The organism is Pseudomonas sp. (genome assembly GCF_026224925.1).
Taxonomy (GTDB): Bacteria; Pseudomonadota; Gammaproteobacteria; order Pseudomonadales; family Pseudomonadaceae; genus Aquipseudomonas.
The window spans coordinates 17,827-34,401 of sequence record NZ_JAMFRV010000008.1 but is presented as its reverse complement, the minus strand read 5'-3'; the positions used below and the strand labels follow the sequence as shown (position 1 = coordinate 34,401).

14 protein-coding genes and 1 pseudogene are annotated in these 16,575 nt (G+C 57.3%); 9 read left to right on the top strand and 6 right to left on the bottom strand.

The window, feature by feature from the left end:
- The 3 genes from M0974_RS00600 to M0974_RS00590 form a co-directional block, all read right to left on the bottom strand.
- Positions 1-330, bottom strand: a 330-nt coding sequence (locus M0974_RS00600) for a 2-oxoglutarate and iron-dependent oxygenase domain-containing protein (RefSeq protein ID WP_297831260.1), incomplete at its 3' end; no start/stop codon positions are given.
- A 13-nt stretch (positions 331-343) separates the two neighbouring features.
- Positions 344-1,195 carry a TIM barrel protein gene (locus M0974_RS00595; protein WP_297831257.1) on the bottom strand — a complete coding sequence of 284 codons (852 nt, stop codon included), beginning with the start codon at positions 1,193-1,195 and terminating at the stop codon, positions 344-346.
- Between the two features lie 444 nt (positions 1,196-1,639).
- A complete protein-coding gene (locus M0974_RS00590; RefSeq protein ID WP_297831254.1) occupies positions 1,640-4,051 on the bottom strand; it encodes a glucose/quinate/shikimate family membrane-bound PQQ-dependent dehydrogenase in 2,412 nt (803 codons plus the stop codon).
- 244 nt (positions 4,052-4,295) lie between these two features.
- Between M0974_RS00590 and M0974_RS00585 the strand changes: the two are divergent.
- Positions 4,296-4,406 (top strand): annotated as a pseudogene (locus tag M0974_RS00585) (IS5/IS1182 family transposase); the annotation flags it as partial.
- A gap of 6 nt (positions 4,407-4,412) precedes the next feature.
- Here the strand turns inward: M0974_RS00585 and M0974_RS00580 are convergent.
- Positions 4,413-5,393 (bottom strand): LysR family transcriptional regulator, encoded by a 981-nt coding sequence (locus M0974_RS00580; protein WP_297831268.1) that lies wholly within the window; start codon positions 5,391-5,393, stop codon positions 4,413-4,415.
- Between the two features lie 182 nt (positions 5,394-5,575).
- Here M0974_RS00580 and M0974_RS00575 point away from each other — a divergent pair, with 182 nt between their 5' ends.
- From M0974_RS00575 to M0974_RS00560, 4 genes are all read left to right on the top strand, one after another.
- On the top strand, positions 5,576-6,904 hold the full coding sequence (locus M0974_RS00575; protein WP_297831251.1) for an MFS transporter: 1,329 nt from the start codon (positions 5,576-5,578) through the stop codon (positions 6,902-6,904).
- A gap of 79 nt (positions 6,905-6,983) precedes the next feature.
- Positions 6,984-8,522: a CoA-acylating methylmalonate-semialdehyde dehydrogenase gene (locus M0974_RS00570; RefSeq protein ID WP_297831248.1), complete on the top strand. Its 1,539-nt coding sequence runs from the start codon at positions 6,984-6,986 to the stop codon at positions 8,520-8,522.
- A gap of 21 nt (positions 8,523-8,543) precedes the next feature.
- Positions 8,544-9,431: a 3-hydroxyisobutyrate dehydrogenase gene (mmsB, locus tag M0974_RS00565; RefSeq protein WP_297831246.1), complete on the top strand. Its 888-nt coding sequence runs from the start codon at positions 8,544-8,546 to the stop codon at positions 9,429-9,431.
- 112 nt (positions 9,432-9,543) lie between these two features.
- On the top strand, positions 9,544-10,836 hold the full coding sequence (locus M0974_RS00560; protein WP_297831265.1) for a HAMP domain-containing sensor histidine kinase: 1,293 nt from the start codon (positions 9,544-9,546) through the stop codon (positions 10,834-10,836).
- Positions 10,837-11,149: 313 nt separating this feature from the next.
- Here the strand turns inward: M0974_RS00560 and M0974_RS00555 are convergent, their stop codons facing one another.
- Positions 11,150-11,494 carry a cupin domain-containing protein gene (locus tag M0974_RS00555; RefSeq protein ID WP_297831243.1) on the bottom strand — a complete coding sequence of 115 codons (345 nt, stop codon included), beginning with the start codon at positions 11,492-11,494 and terminating at the stop codon, positions 11,150-11,152.
- A gap of 155 nt (positions 11,495-11,649) precedes the next feature.
- The gene (locus M0974_RS00550; protein WP_297831240.1) at positions 11,650-12,558 is read right to left on the bottom strand and encodes a LysR family transcriptional regulator; all 909 of its coding nucleotides are present in this window, start codon (positions 12,556-12,558) and stop codon (positions 11,650-11,652) included.
- A gap of 96 nt (positions 12,559-12,654) precedes the next feature.
- Between M0974_RS00550 and M0974_RS00545 the strand changes: the two genes are divergently transcribed.
- From M0974_RS00545 to M0974_RS00530, 4 genes are all read left to right on the top strand, one after another.
- On the top strand, positions 12,655-13,416 hold the full coding sequence (locus M0974_RS00545) for a sulfite exporter TauE/SafE family protein (protein WP_297831236.1): 762 nt from the start codon (positions 12,655-12,657) through the stop codon (positions 13,414-13,416).
- Between the two features lie 137 nt (positions 13,417-13,553).
- Entirely contained in the window at positions 13,554-14,138 is a 585-nt protein-coding gene (locus M0974_RS00540) for an NAD(P)H-dependent oxidoreductase (RefSeq protein ID WP_297831232.1), read from the top strand.
- 211 nt (positions 14,139-14,349) lie between these two features.
- The gene (locus tag M0974_RS00535) at positions 14,350-15,246 is read left to right on the top strand and encodes a LysR family transcriptional regulator (protein WP_297831229.1); all 897 of its coding nucleotides are present in this window, start codon (positions 14,350-14,352) and stop codon (positions 15,244-15,246) included.
- A 111-nt stretch (positions 15,247-15,357) separates the two neighbouring features.
- Positions 15,358-16,494 carry an alpha/beta hydrolase gene (locus M0974_RS00530; RefSeq protein ID WP_297831226.1) on the top strand — a complete coding sequence of 379 codons (1,137 nt, stop codon included), beginning with the start codon at positions 15,358-15,360 and terminating at the stop codon, positions 16,492-16,494.
- The last annotated feature ends 81 nt before the right edge of the window (positions 16,495-16,575 follow it).

The following is a 16,575-nucleotide window of genomic DNA, read 5'->3' as shown; positions in this document are numbered from 1 at the left end:
ATCCGGCTTGCCCTTGGCATAAACCTCTTCACCCTCGGGCACGAAGCCTTTGTGGGTTTTAGAGGTGCCAATGTAATGCCGCATTTTGGTTTCGAAGGACTGATCGAAAAAGTCCTTGGCTGCTTGATACAAGCCCTTGATCAGTTGCGCTTCGATACCGTGATTCTTGATGTACAGGAAGCCCACTTCACGTGCCGCAGCACCTAATTTATCGGCTACTGCTTGACGCTCTGCAAGGTTGGCACTGAACAACCCGGCGATGTCCACCATCGGGATGCTGTTGAAATTGGCGGCCTGCGAAGGCGCCGTGCCGGGTGTCAATTCAGGCATGGATAAGCGCTCCTTAAGGGCGAGATGAATGAGTGAAGCGGTTGAAGTGCTCGCGTTCGGCTTGGCCCATCCATACGTTCAGTGACCAAAGATCGGCTACCGGAACGTTGGTGAACGGCAAGTGATGCAAATAACCGTCGGCGCCAAACTCGGGCGTCAAGGTGCTGACTTGATAGCCGCGCGCTTGTTGCGAGCGCCAGATCGCTTCCCAATGCTGCTGATGGAAGGCCAGTTCTTTAGCGTATTCCGGGGCGGCGGGGTGCGGGACTTGCGGGCCTTGGTCGTAACCGACCCTGGCTTGAATATGGTGGACGCGCTCGATGAAGGGGCTTAGGTCATCTTCGGGGTCATCAAGCAGGCGTTCGCAGGTGACGATCCAATGGCTGATGTCGCTGGTGAAGCGCAGATCGGGCAATTGGCGAATCAGTTCGAGGGTGACCCACGGGTTGAACAATGAACGCGAGCGATGGGTTTCGAAGGTGCACATTTGACCGTGTTTCTTCGCAAGCTCCAACGCGCGGCCAAAGAAGTCTACCTGTTGCGGTAACTGCCAGCGGTCATTGCCAGCCAACACGTTGACGAAACGCGGCGACAGCTCTGCAGCCCAGGCGAGCTTTTTATCGAGATCTTGAAGATGCTCGTCGACCGGCGCGGCCTGTTCAGGCAACACGTTGTAAGCGGTGAATACGGTGCTGATGTAACCAAGCCGATTGGCTCGCAGAAAGGCGGCAAACTCGGCACGCTCGCTGTCTTGCAGCGGAAGACGCGCTTCCATGCCGTCGAAACCGGCTTGGAGCAACTCCTCCAGCGCTTGAGCCTTGCTCGCGGTGTAGCCCCAAAGCGTGCGGAATATTTCCAGTTTCATTAATAACCTCAAAAATCCTTGGGCTACGGCACAGCACGACCACGGAAAAAGACCGGGTCGGGCAACAATGGGTAGCAGTAAAAGAGGTATTACTTGGGCCGAATCTCTGAGGTTTCAGTCCCGGGTGAGAGTGATCTTAGGTGGCGTTTGGGAAAAGGAAAAATAGGAAAGCTCAAATCGATAGTTCAGAGATTTCTAAACTATCTCTCGGGCAATACAAATCCCTGTAGGAGCTGCCAAAGGATGCGATAAATTGAATTGTTGGCGACCGGTTCCCGGCCGACCACACGACTCACCACTGGAGCGCCGCTCAAGAGCTTTCGAGGGCCTTCCCGAGCCCCGAAAATATCTATGTTCCGGTGAACAAACGCAGCGATTGATGGCTTTTCTTCAGGTCACCACGCCCATCTGCTGAAGGGCGGCGAACGCCGCCCCCTTCTACCCTTAATGACTGGAAGGCAAGGCATAGGCAATCAGGTAGTCGCCCATTTTGGTGCCAAACGACCCGTGCCCGCCGGCCATGATCACCACATACTGCTTGCCATTGGCTTCGTACGTCATCGGTGTGGCCTGGCCCCCGGCAGGCAAGCGCGCTTCCCATACCAGATCGCCATTGGTGACGTTGTAGGCACGGAGGTAGTCGTCCTGGGTGCCCGCGATGAACATCAGGTTGCCGGCGGTCGAGATCGGACCGCCCAGCATTGGCACGCCGATCTTGAGCGGAGGCAATTGAATCCCTGGCAAGCTGTCGCGCACCGTGCCAATCCGTTTGCGCCAGGCCACTTGGTGGGTTTTCAGGTCCACCCCCGCGACATAGCCCCAGGCAGGGGCTTTGCATGGCAAGCCCAGGGGTGACAGGAACGCATTGATTTCCACGCCGAAGGGCACGCCATATTGCGGTTGGATGCCCATCTCGGTACCCGAGCTGCTGCCATTGGCGCCATCTTTAGGCCAAAGCGGGTTGTTGGGGCCGCGAGGAATCAGCTTGGACACGAACGGTAAGGCCATCGGGTTCATCAGCGCCACCTGACGGTCGGGGTTGACCGAAATACCGCCCCATTCAAACACGCCCAGGTTGCCCGGGAACACCAAGGTGCCCTTCTCCGAAGGCGGCGTGTACTGCCCCGTGTAGTACAAGCGCTTGAAGATCACGCGGCACATCAATTGGTCGAATATCGTGGCGCCCCACATGTTCTTGTCCGTCAGGGTCTGGACGGACGTCAGGTTCAGCCCCGAGCGTGGCTGGGTGGGGCTGGCGCGATCGCCGGGCGCTGGCTGGGGCGATGACACCGCAACCTCCGTGACAGGCACGATGGGCTTGCCATCGCGACGGTCGAACACGAACAGGTTGCCGGCCTTGGTAGGCACGTAGACGGCCGGTACCACGTCGCCTGAGCCGACCTTCACATCGGCCAGGGATGGCTGGGCGGGCACATCCATGTCCCAGAGGTCATGGTGGGTCGTCTGGAAGCTCCATATGAGCTTGCCCGTGGTAGCGTTCAAAGCCAGTATCGAAGAGGAGTACCGCTCCATGACCGGGGTCCGGTTGCCACCCCAGATGTCCGGCGTCGGGTTACCCGTCGGGATGTAGACCACGTCGGTCTTGGCGTCGTACGCCAGTGGCGCCCAGGCGTTGGGTGAATTATTGACCAGGGTATGCCCGTCGCCCGGCACGGCATTAGGGTTTTCTGCGCCCGTATCGAAGACCCAGCGCAGCGCCCCGCTATTGACGTCGTACCCGCGCAGGGCACCCGAAGGCTCATGAATCGACAGGTTGTCCGTCACGGAACCGCCGATCACCACCGTGGTACCCGTGACCACCGGCGGCGACGTAGGCTCGAGTCCTCCCGGGAAGGGGTAGGGTTGCATCTGCTTGAGGTCCAGTTCGCCCTTGTTCGCGAAGTCGCTGCAAGGCTGGCCATTGTCGGCATTGATGGCGAACAGACGGCCATCGTTCACGGGCAGGAACACCTTGCGCGGGCATGCGCTTTGTACCGGCGTCGTGCTGGAAAGACTGGTCGCGAACTCGGCGGTGTTTGCACTATCGTAATAAGCCACCCCACGGCAGGTCAGGTGTTGGAACGAGGGGTCAGCCTTCAGCTTCGGATCGAACCTCCACTTCTCTTTGCCCGTCGCAGGATCCAGCGCGACCAGGATTTGGTGGGTGGTGCAGATGAACATGTTGTCGCCGATCTTGATCGGCGTGAGTTCGTTGGTGGTCTCGCCAGAGTCATTCGCCGTCTTGCTTTCGCCACTGCGGAATGTCCACGCCACCTGCAGATCCGACACGTTCTTGTCATTGATCTGACTTAGCGGCGAATACCGGGTGCCCGCCTGGGTCCTGCCGTACGCCGGCCAATCGCCTGGCGCGACGCCCTCGATGGCCTGTGCCTCGGCCGGCTGGGACGCGGCGAGGGTGCCGTTGATTTCCTGCGGATCATTGAAGATCGAATAGACGAGCACGGCAATAGCAAAGGCCAGTGTCACCACGAGGAATGCCCTGCTGGCCTTCAGGTCGACAGCGAAACCCCGGGTAACGGCAGGCACCAGCAGCCAGATGCCCAATACACCCAGGATATCCAGGCGCGGTACCAGTGCCCAGAAATCCGTCCCGGCCTCCCAGAGTCCCCACAGGGTGGTCACCAACATCAGCGCGCCGTACAGCCAGAGCGCCGCGCCGGAGCGCCGCCCCAGCAACAGCGCGAACGCCAGCAGCGCCAGGCCTGCGATCACATAGTAGAAGGAGCCGCCCAGAACTGTCAGCCAAACCCCGCCGAACAGCAGGATCAACCCGATTAAGGCGGCAACAATGACGGTAAACGTTTTCAGACCTGATTGTGTGGCGGGCGTGCTCATGGTAGTGCTCTCTCTAGTCCGCGACCAAGGGTTGCAGACGTGATCACCGATGATAACTAGTGATCGTAGTCGAACAGATGCGTCTGTCCAGCCAGCACAGATGGTGTCATCAAACCTTATCTGATCATCGTTTTTTCTTCGTATAAATAGGATCAGGAATGGATTTTGCTTCGTCTAAGGAAACCCTGAAAAAGCCTTGCTGATTTGGCAAAAATACCTTCATGCCAACCGCGGAGTTTTTCCGATGAAGCAGATGACCTTCGCCGACGCCGAGTACGCTGGCAAGCGCAAGCAGACCCGCAAGGAGTTGTTCCTGATCGAAATGGATCAGGTGGTTCCGTGGGCTGGCCTGCTGACCTCGTTACGATGAGCCTTCCTGAGTCCTTGCAGATTGAGAGGAAGCGAAAGTCATTGTGGTGGTCTCACCCAACAAAAGCTGGCTGTTCTGCTCAGTCACCGCCCGGATGTAATCCCACAGCAGCGTAATCCGCTTGAGCTTCCTCAGGTCCTCTCGGCAGTACATCCAAAACTGCCGCGTGATATTCACTTCATTCTCCAAAACCGGCAGCAGCCGCGAATCTTGGGCAGCAAGAAAGCACGGCAAAATCGCCAATGACCGGCCTTGCAGCGCCGCTACGTATTGGGCGATGACGCTGGTGCTGCGCAGGTTCGCGCTGGCGCCGGGCAGCAGGTTACTTAGATAAAGCAGTTCCGAGCTGAAGGCCAAGTCATCGACGTAACTGATAAACGGATGATGGGCTAAATCTGCGCTGCGCTGGATGGGCGCATGGTTATCGAGATATTCCTGAGTAGCGTACAAGCGCAAACTGTAATCGCACAGCTTGCAGCATACATAAGGCCCGTGCTCGGGACGCTCCAGCGCGATCACGATATCCGCCTCGCGCTTGGACAGGCTGATGAAGTGCGGCAGCGGCAGGATATCTACGGATATAGCCGGGTATGCATCGAGAAAATGGGTCAGCTGCGGGGTGATAAAAAAGCTGCCGAAACCCTCGGTACAACCCATTCGTACGTGACCAGACAACGCCACCCCGGACCCGGAAACTTGCTCACACGCCAAGTGCAGCGTACTTTCAATCGACTCTGCATACCCCAGTAAACGCTGGCCCTCGGCGGTCAGAATGAAGCCATTGCTACGTGATTTCTCGAACAGCAACGTGCCCAACGAAGCTTCTAGGGTATTAATTCGGCGTGACACCGTTGTGTAGTCCACTGCCAGACGTTTGGCTGCGATGCTGGCCTTGCGGGTGCGGGCGACCTCAAGAAAGAATTTCAAGTCGTCCCAATTCAGCAGATTCAAAGACGTGATGTTTTTTTGCATATTGATCCGGCTTTTATGTGCGTTCTTATTAGATGTTTGCACATCTATACTCCAAAACACGCCCATGACCAAACTCAGGATCAGCGGCTCAGGAGACTCAATCCAGCAAGGCCGCTCAAGACATCACTAAACGAAGCTACATGCCATAACACCCTGCACAAAAATAATAAGCGGAGGAGTTTATGAAGAACGCTACAACTGTGGGCGCAGGTTCCATCGGCGCCAGCCCTGCAAAAAAGGTCGCATCCTATCGGCTCGCCGGTATGGCAAGCATGGCCGGCACCACTATCGAGTGGTACGATTTTTTCCTCTACGGCACTGCTGCCGCGCTGATCTTCGGCAAAATATTTTTCCCCGCGCTGGACCCAATCTCCGGAGTGTTGGCTGCTTTCGCCACCTACGCCGTGGGCTTTCTCGGCCGTCCGTTGGGCGGAATCATCTTCGGCCACTTTGGTGACCGCATCGGCCGCAAGTCCATGCTGCTGCTCACGCTGATGATGATGGGTATTCCCACCATCGTCATCGGGCTGATACCGACCTACGATCAAATTGGTTATTGGGCCGCAGTCATTCTGGTGCTGATGCGATTCCTGCAAGGCATGGCGGTGGGTGGCGAATGGGGCGGGGCGGTGTTGATGGCCGTCGAACATGCGCCCGAAGGTAAAAAAGGTTTTTATGGCAGCCTGCCGCAAACCGGTGTGGGTGCCGGCTTGGTGCTCGCGTCGCTGGCTATGGGCCTGGTCGCCAAATTACCAGAGGCAGACATGTTGTCTTGGGGATGGCGCCTGCCGTTTATCGCCAGCATCGTGTTGTTGGGCATCGGTTGGTTGATCCGCCTCAAAGTGCCCGAGTCGCCCGCGTTCGAAAAAATCAAAGCGCAGAACATTGCAGTCAAAGTCCCGCTGTTTCAGGTGTTGCGTCAACATCCGCGCGAAACCCTGACGATTATCGGCGCCCGCACTGCGGAAAACGCGTGGTTCTACATGTCGGTGACCTTTGCTTTGGCCTATGCCGCCAACCAATTGCACATTCCGCGGGCCGACGTGCTCAACGCAATTACCGCCGGTGCGGCGTTGTCGCTGCTCACCATGCCGTTTTGCGGATACCTCTCCGACAAGGTCGGCCAGCGTCGGTTGTACTTTGCCGGGCTATTACTGCTGTGTGCGTTTATCTACCCATTCTTCGCCATGCTCGAAACACGCGAGCCGGTACTGGTCTGGTGGGCGATGGTGTTAGCGGTCGGTGTGGTGTTTCCCATCATGTATGCCCCTGAGTCGCTGTTGTTCGCTCGGCAGTTTCCGGCAGAAATCCGTTACAGCGGTATCTCGGTATCCGTGCAACTGGCGGGCGTGTTGGGTGGCGGATTCGCACCAATGATCGCCACCAAATTGCTCGACTACGCTGGTGGCAGCCCGCACTACGTCATCGTTTATCTAATCGGTATGGCCGTCATTGCGCTGTTTTGTACGGCGTTGATGAAGCCCGATCCAGCGCGTTATCGCGCCCCGTAACTCAGATCGTTAAAGCACCACTGCCTGATCTGAATTTTTCGCCGCCCCCAGCGGGCCGCTCGAATACTGGAGAAATTGAATGAACGCTTTACAGAGCCTGACAATCAACAAAACAGCCGGCGCCGTTCCCCGCGTCAAACTGCTGATCGGTGGTGAGTGGGTGGATTCGCAAACCAATGAGTGGCGCGACATCGTCAACCCGGCGACCCAAGAAGTGTTGGCGCAAGTGCCCTTCGCGACCGAAGCCGAAGTAGACGCCGCCGTGGCCTCCGCAAAGCAGGCTTTCCAGACCTGGCGCTACACGCCTATCGGTGCGCGGATGCGCATCATGCTCAAGCTTCAGGCGTTGGTCCGCGAACACTCCAAGCGCATCGCGGTGGTTCTGAGTGCTGAACAAGGCAAAACCATTGCCGACGCTGAGGGCGACATTTTTCGCGGCCTGGAAGTGGTTGAGCACGCATGCTCCATCGGCACCTTGCAGATGGGCGAGTTCTCGGAAAACGTTGCGGGCGGCGTCGATACCTACACGCTGCGTCAGCCAATCGGCGTCTGCGCCGGGATCACTCCGTTCAACTTCCCGGCAATGATTCCACTGTGGATGTTCCCGATGGCTATCGCCTGCGGCAACACATTCGTGCTCAAACCTTCTGAGCAAGACCCGATGTCAACCATGCTGTTGGTTGAACTGGCGGTGGAAGCGGGCGTGCCGGCTGGCGTGCTCAACGTGGTACACGGTGGCAAGCAAGTGGTGGACGGCATTTGCACTCACAAAGACATCAAGGCCGTGTCCTTCGTCGGTTCGACCGAAGTGGGCACCCACGTTTACAACCTTGCCGGTCAGCACGGCAAACGCGTGCAATCAATGATGGGCGCGAAAAACCACGCCGTGGTACTGGCAGATGCCAACCGCGAACAAACTCTGAATGCGCTGGTTGGCGCAGGTTTCGGCGCGGCTGGTCAACGCTGCATGGCCACCTCGGTGGTGGTGTTGGTTGGCGCTGCCAAGCAATGGCTGCCGGACCTCAAAGCGCTCGCCCAAAAGCTCACAGTTAATGCGGGCAGCGAAGCGGGCACCGATGTAGGTCCGTTGATCTCCAAGCGTGCGAAAGAGCGCGTATTGAGTTTGATCGAAAGCGGCGTCCGTGAAGGCGCCACGCTTGAGCTGGACGGTCGTGGCGTTTCGGTTCCGGGTTTTGAAGATGGCAACTTTGTTGGCCCGACGCTGTTTTCCGGCGTAACCACCGAGATGCAAATCTACACCCAGGAAATCTTCGGTCCGGTACTGGTGGTCTTGGAAGTCGACACCCTCGATCAAGCGATTGCGCTGGTCAACGCCAACCCTTACGGCAACGGCACCGGCCTGTTTACCCAAAGCGGCGCGGCGGCACGCAAGTTCCAGAACGAGATCGACGTCGGCCAAGTGGGCATCAATATTCCGATTCCAGTCCCCGTGCCGTATTTCAGCTTCACCGGGTCGCGTGGTTCGAAACTCGGTGATCTGGGTCCGTACGGCAAGCAAGTGGTGCAGTTTTATACGCAAACCAAAACGGTCACCAGCCGTTGGTTCGACGACGACAGCGTGAACGATGGCGTCAACACCACCATTAATCTGCGCTGATTCAGGTCCAGGAGAACAACCATGAACATTGCATTCATCGGACTCGGCAACATGGGCGCGCCCATGGCGCGCAACCTGATCAAAGCCGGTCACTCTTTAAACGTGTTCGACCTTAATCAGGCCGTCCTGGCAGAACTCGGCGCATTGGGCGCCACCGTCAGCGCGTCGCCCAAGGACGCCTCTGAAGGTGTGGAGCTGGTCATTACCATGCTGCCCGCTGCCGCTCATGTGCGCAGCGTTTACCTCAACGACGACGGCGTATTGGCCGGTATTGGCCGGGGCGTACCGGCCGTCGACTGCAGCACCATTGACCCGCAGACCATCCGCGATGTTGCTGCGGTTGCGGCCAAGCAAGGCGTGATGCTCGGCGACGCACCGGTGTCGGGCGGTACTGGCGGCGCTCAAGCGGGCACGCTGACGTTTATGGTTGGCGCCAGCGCAGAACATTTCGCAGTGTTGAAGCCCGTGCTGGCGCAGATGGGTAAAAACATCGTCCATTGCGGCGACGTTGGCACCGGACAAATCGCCAAAATCTGCAACAACTTGCTGTTGGGCATCTCCATGATTGGCGTTGCCGAAGCCATGGCGCTGGGCAACACCTTGGGGATTGATACCGGCATTTTGGCCGGCATCATCAACAGCTCGACCGGCCGCTGCTGGAGCTCCGAGGTCTACAATCCTTGGCCAGGCATCGTCGAAACGGCTCCGGCATCACGTGGCTACACCGGCGGTTTTGGTGCGGAGTTGATGCTCAAGGATTTGGGCCTGGCCACGGAGGCTGCGCGGGTCGCTCATCAACCAGTGATTCTGGGTGCCGTCGCCCAGCAGCTGTATCAGGCGATGAGTTTGCGCGGTGAGGGTGGCAAGGATTTCTCGGCCATCATCGAGTCCTATCGCAAGCCTGAGTAAACCCGGAGTTTGAAGCGCCTCAATAGGGGGGTATCATCCCGCCTATTGGCATCGATCCCGGCGCCCACTTTGTATGTGTAAAGCCTGAATGTCGTTGAAGTTCTGGAAATCGATGGGCATCAAGCACAGCTTGAAGCAGAGGATCGTAGTGGTCTTCGCGCTGATGAGTGTGCTGGTGGCCGGTGTGTTCGCGGTTGGCATTATCGCGACGGTGCACGTGGTCGAGAAGCGATTGGCCACTGCCAGTCTTAGCCGAGACCTGCATCGGCTGATGGTCATGGACAACGTCGAGAGCTGGAGCCACAAGCCCGAAAAGGAAGAGCTGTTCTACGTCGAAGGCGGCGCGGGCGACCTTGCCATGGTCGACGATTTGAAAGCGTTGCCCTCAGGCTTTCACGAAGTTTACCGCGGTGAAGAAGCCTATTACACCATGGTCGAAATGGTAGCTGGGCGCCGATACGTGCTACTGCGTGACCAGCGCAACTTTGAAAAACGCGAGCGGATCCTGTTCGGTATTGTATTCATCGGTTTCATCCTCAGCATTCTGTTAGCCATTTTACTGGGTCGACTGTTGGCGCGCCGCGTCATGGCGCCCGTGGTCAACCTCTCGCGTCAGGTTCGCTACCGCGACCAAATTTCTGAACTCGCCCCGGCGTTATCGCCCAACTATGCCCGTGATGAAGTTGGCGAATTAGCGGTGTCTTTTGATGCCACCTTGGGTCGTCTACGTGCGGCGCTGGTTCGCGAAAAAATGTTCACCAGTGACGTCAGCCATGAACTGCGAACACCCTTGATGGTGCTGGCCAGCTCTTGCGAATTGTTACTGGAGAGTTCTCTGCTCGACGACCGTTCGCGCAATCAGGTAAAGCGTATTGCTCGGGCCAGCGCCGGGATGAGTCAGTTGGTTGAAACCTTCCTGATGTTGGCGCGCGTCGAAGGTAACGAAAGCCGCCACGGCCCGCGCTCGACGCTGCTGGAGATTGCTGAAGAACTGGTCGACCTATGGCGCAAGCCAATCGCGGAGAAGGGCCTGGAGTTGCTGTTCGATCCCGGCGAGACCTTGCCCACGCTGTTCAACGCCACGCTGGTGCACTCGGTGATGGGCAACCTGCTGCGCAACGCCTGGCATTACACCGACGCCGGCTTCATACGCCTGACGCTGAACCCCCGCGGTTTTACCGTGGAAGACAGCGGCATTGGCATTCCTGAAAGCCTTCACGAAGCCATGTTTCAGCCGTTCGTCAGGGGCGACGAACAGCGCGGCGAGGGGCTTGGTCTTGGTCTTTCACTGGTACAACGTATCTGCGACAACCAACACTGGAGCGTCACGCTCAGGAGTCTGGAACCCAGCGGATGTTGCTTCGAAGTTGAGCTTGATCCGGTTCCGGTTTTAGCGCCTTTGTAATACCTGCCAAGCCTGCGTATATCGGGTGGTTTTCGACCGATACCCGGCTCATCGCAGCCTTCGGCAGCTCCTACGGGCGAAGGCCGCAACGCGATATCTCGGGCATACCGCAGCGCCTGCTTCCCGAACAAAGCTACGCGCCCTGGTTGGTCCTACAGAATCTCAGCATGGCCCTGGAATTGAGGCGCTACACAAATCCCGGTGGGAGCGAACTTGTTCGCGAAAGCAGCGCCGCAGTCTGTCTGATGTACCGCGTCGCTTGCTTCCCGAACAAGTTCGGTCCTACATCTCGGCATGACGCTGAATTTAGCTATCAAGCAAAAACGAAATACTTCCTCACCGTCTCAACCACTTCCCAAATCCCTTTCATGCCCGGTTCAACGATAAATATATCGCCCGCACGCAAGTGAATCGGCTCCATACCGTCCGGGGTAATGATGCAGTAGCCTTCCTGGAAATGGCAGTATTCCCACTTCACATAGTCCACGCGCCATTTGCCTGGGGTGCAGATCCAGGTGCCCATGATCTTGCTGCCGTCTTCGGACGTGTAGGCGTTGAGGTTGACGGTGTGCGGATCACCTTCGAGCTTTTCCCATTTGCAGGCGTCAAGCACGGGCAGCGGGTGAGTATCGCGAAGGACGGTAATCGGCGTAGACATGGCAACTCCAAAAGGTGAGCGCGCGGTTAACGGCGCGTGAACACCATAGTGCGGTTGCTTGGTCGTCAGTTGTCTGTACTCGACATCTGGGTGTCCAGAAACGCTGAGCGCTGCAATCCGATCGCATCTGTCGAGGGACCCTGCCTATCGCGACTTTATCCCATTGGTGGCGATTCGGTTGGGGTTGCGCTTAAGGCGTCAGCTAGCGTTTTTGCGTACCCCGGCAGTACGGAAAAGTCCGTCGCGCACAGCAGTAATTTCCGGTCAGCCCACGGGTCGCTCAGAGGAACACTTTTCAAGCTGTCCGTATGCTGCCAGCGATCAATCGCAGCTTGCGGCACGATGCCCAATCCCGTCCCGCGCGCCACCATGCGCATCACGCCATCAAATCCTTCGGCCCGCGCGCGGATGCGTAAACGCTTACCGATGTGCAGCGCTTGTTCTTCGAGATAGATTGCCATCGCGCTGTTTGCAGCCAAGGCAACGTGCTCGTAGTCCAGCGTTTGCGCAAAGTATAGGGACTGATGTTTGTTCAGTGGATGATTCAACGGCATGACCAATGCCAGCGGGTCAGCGCGAAACGGCAGTGTTTGTAGGTCGCTGGCGTCCACTGCGTCGGAAATGATACCGATGTCTGCTGCACCTTGACGCACGGCGTGGAGAATTTTTAGGCTTGGGTGCTCTTCAAACTCAACGTCGATCGATGGGTGATGGACCAGAAAGTCTGCCAACAGCTCCGGCAGGTATTCGGTCAGCGCCGAGGTATTGCACAACAGTCGGACCAGGCCTTTGAAGCCCTTTGCGTAATCGGTCAAATCGAATTGCATATGCTCGACGTGCTGCAGGATCAGCCTGGCATGTCGGGCCATCGCGTTGCCCGCTGGCGTCGGTGTCACGCCGCGCCGTCCTCGCTCCAGTAATGGGGTGCCCAATGATCCTTCAAGCGCCCGAATTCGCGCGCTGGCAGAGGCCAGTGACAAATGACTGCGGGTGGCACCGGCAGTGATGTTGCCGCTCTCGGTAATGTTGAGAAATAGCCGAAGGTCAATCAAGTCGAAGTGCATATAGGTCCGCCCATAAAACCAGCCTCTGTTTTTATCTGAGGCAGGCTCAGTATAAGGCGGCTTTTCAGAAACGCTTGGCGGCGTCAGCATGGGCGTATGAATACACTTTTCGAGCTCTACCAACATCTCGGCTGGACACTGTCTTTGCTGGTCATTGGCGTCTTTTTGATGGCCGGCGTAGTCAAAGGCGTCATCGGTCTTGGCTTGCCGACAGTAGCCATGGGCTTGCTGGGTATGGCTATGTTGCCGACACAGGCAGCTGCATTATTGATCATCCCGGCGACGGTGACTAACGTATGGCAACTGGCAGCAGGAGGGCAACTACAGGCGTTGATCAGGCGGTTATGGCCGATGCTGGTATTGATCTTTCTCGGCACCGGTTTAGGCACGCTTTGGTTGGGCATGGGTTCGGATCAGTCCATGAGTCGTGTGTTAGGCGGGGTGCTTGCGCTGTATGCGTTGAGCGGATTGTTTTTACCGCCGTTGCACGTCGCGCCGAGACATGAGGTTTGGCTCGGGCCGCTCTGTGGATTGATTACCGGCGTTGTGACCTCGGCCACCGGGTTGTTTGTAATTCCTGCGGTGCCTTATCTACAAGCGTTGGGCCTGGACCGCAATCAGCTGGTTCAGGCGCTGGGCTTATCGTTTACCGTTTCCACGCTGGCGTTGGCGGCGGGGCTGTATTGGCGTGGGGTGTTGGGAGGCGGCGAGATAGGTGCCTCGGTGTTAGCGCTGGCGCCTGCGCTGTTGGGGATGATGCTCGGTCAGTGGTTGCGCCAGCGCATCAGCGCGGTCTTGTTCAAACGGGTATTTTTCGTAGGGATGGGTTTGCTTGGGTTGCATCTGTTGCTGGGCTAATCGATTTATCGCAACAATGCACCAGTAATTCGTGCGTGTGGATCAAATGTATTTTGTGCGTGTTGGGCTTATTCCGTCGACTGTGCATCGGTATTCTGCGGCCATCCGATTTCCAGTCTTCTCAATGAGAACCTCCCATGAAAAAGATTTTGCTGTTGAACGGCGGTAAGAAATTCGCGCATTCCGACGGTTTGTACAACGCAACCCTGCACAACGCCGCACTGGCATTTCTCGATCACTCGGGTTTCGACGTCAAAGAAACGCAAATAGACGCGGGTTACGACGTCGTTGAAGAAGTGGCCAAATTTGTCTGGGCTGACGTGATCATTTATCAGATGCCGGGCTGGTGGATGGGCGCGCCGTGGATCGTGAAAAAGTACATCGACGAAGTGTTCACCGAAGGCCACGGCAGCCTGTACGCCAACGATGGCCGTACTCGCTCCGATGCCTCGCAGCGTTATGGCAGCGGGGGACTGTTGCACGGTAAGAAATACATGATTTCTGCGACGTGGAACGCGCCGCAGCAAGCGTTCGACGACCCGGCTGACTTCTTCGAAGGCAAAGGCGTGGACGCCGTGTATTTCCCATTCCACAAAGCCAACGAGTTCTTGGGCCTCACGGCTTTGCCGACGTTTCTCTCGGTGGACGTAATGAAAGTCCCGGCGATTGAGGCGGATGTGCAGCGTTACGAGGCGCACTTGGCGACAGTGTTTAACGTTTAACAAACACGGTGCCATATCGAAAAACGATGGGACCGAATTTATTCGGGAAGCGGGCCGCGCGGTTATTCTGTAAAACCACGTTGCTGCATTCCCGAATGAATTCGGTCCCACGGTGATTTAGGTCCCAGCGAAAACTCGAGTCGCTTACGACTGATCTGTCTTTTGCTTAAAACAAAGCTAATATCTAGCCAGTTTTGAGCGGAGGACAACAGTGAAAGCCAGGTCTGATGAGTTGCAGGTGTTCGTTTCGGTAATCGAAAGCGGTTCGATATCGGCCGCCGCCGAGCACGTGGGGCAAACCCCGTCGGCGATTAGTCGGACGTTGTCACGCCTTGAGGCGAAGCTGGAAACCACCCTGATCAACCGCACAACGCGGCGTATGGATCTGACTGAGGAAGGCAAGTTCTTCCTTGAAAAAGCCAAGCAGATTCTCGCGCAAATGGACGACCTGGAAGAGCGGTTGTCCCTGCGTCAACAAAACCCGGCCGGGCGGCTGCGAATCAACGCGGCGTCGCCTTTCATGCTGCACGCGGTGGTGCCCTATGTGGCCGAATTTCGCGCGTTGTACCCCGATATTCTGCTCGAACTCAACAGTAACGACCTGATCATCGACCTCCTCGAACAGAGCACAGACGTGGCGATTCGCATCGGCACGCTGGCCGATTCAACCCTGCATGCACGGTCCCTCGGCAGTAGTCCGTTGAACATTCTTGCCAGCCCCGCCTATTTGAAAAAACACGGAACGCCGACCACTGTTGAAGCGCTGGCGGATCATGCATTGATCGGATTCACCCAGACCGAAACCCTCAACCACTGGCCGCTGCGGCATGCCGAAGGTGATCGGCTGCATATTCAGCCGGCGCTGAGTGCTTCCAGCGGTGAAACCTTGCGCCAATTAGCCTTGGCCGGTGAGGGCATTGTCTGCCTGTCGCATTTCATGACCCACGAAGATATCCGCCTAAAGCGCTTGCAGGTTATCCTGCCCGAAGCCAATAGCGGTTATCGGCAGCCGATCCATGCGGTCTACTACCGAAACTCGCAATTGGCGTTGCGTATTCAATGTTTTCTAGACTTTATCCAGAAAAAGCTGGCGAATTACGCCGCGTGAGGATAAGCCTTTACCGATTATTTACTGTGCCGGGCTCGTTGCGTGAGGTCGGTGCGGTTAGGCTTGCTCGCTATAGCTGAGCTAACTGATAGGGATGAATGTGTGGGGCGCATGAACTTTCAACCAAGACACTGGATTGCCGTGAGTATGCTGATTGGCGCCATAGGTTTAACAACCGGCTGCACTACCAATCCTGCGGAACCGCACATCAAATTTACCGAGCAGGTTGGCAAGGACTTGACCACTGCGTACCAACCGGCCCACAACCAGATTTCCAACTGGGACGACACGTGGCAGATAGGGCGGCAGTCGGTGAATGTTGCTTGGGTGGCCCCCGTTGCATCCGGGCGCTTGCCGCTGATTATTTACCTGCCGGGTCTCGGTGAGCCGGCCACAGCGGGCGAACAGTGGCGCAACGCTTGGGCGCAAGCCGGCTATGCAGTTTTGTCGGTTCAGGGCCAAGCCTACGGCCCAGCGCTCTACCTCACGGGTCAGGCTCAGGCGGGCGTTTTCCGTGAGTTGGCGGCTGATCGCTATTCCAGCGCCTCCTTGCGCGATCGGCTGAGCACACTGCAGAAAGTGTTGACCGAGGTTCGGGCGCGGGCGGCCAAGGGTGATGCACAACTGGCGTCTATCGATTGGAATCAAGTGGCCGTGGCCGGTTTTGATTTGGGTGCGCAAACGGCCGCTGCGGTGGCTGGCGCGGGGCAAGCCGACATGACAACGGGCGTTGATATTCAGCCCAAAGCCCTGCTCCTGCTTAGTCCTTATGCCGAAATCGAGGCCAGGCCCGAGGCGTTCGCTCGCGTCGCTTCGCCGGTCCTGACGATCACCAGCCAGGACGACGAAGACCCGTTCAACTGGGTCAGCTCTAATCAGCAGCGTGAATTAGTGGGTGCGTCGGTGACGGCTGCTGGCAGTTATCGCTTGAGGCTGACGCGGTCTACTTACAAAACGTTGTCCGGTTCTGATCTGGTGCCCATTCCCACAGAAGAAAAGGCACCCAAGGTGTCAGACGAGGATCATACTCCCGGCGGGAAATCCCATGCCAAGGCCAAACGTGTCGGGTCTGACGGCGCCCACAGCCCTGTTGGTGCAGAGCCAGTTCCAGACCCAAAACAAGTCGCCTCCATTCATGCTGTCAGCCAAGCATTTCTCGACAGCCGGGTGAAGAACAATCCGGCCGCCAGTGACTGGCTGAAGACTGCTGCGCCAAGCTGGTTAGGAAACGCAGGACGGCTGCAATAACCGACCATTCGTGACCTAGGCGCAACACTCATTTGGTCCAACCGCTATTTTTCATGGGTGATAACTTCTCAATACTGGGTT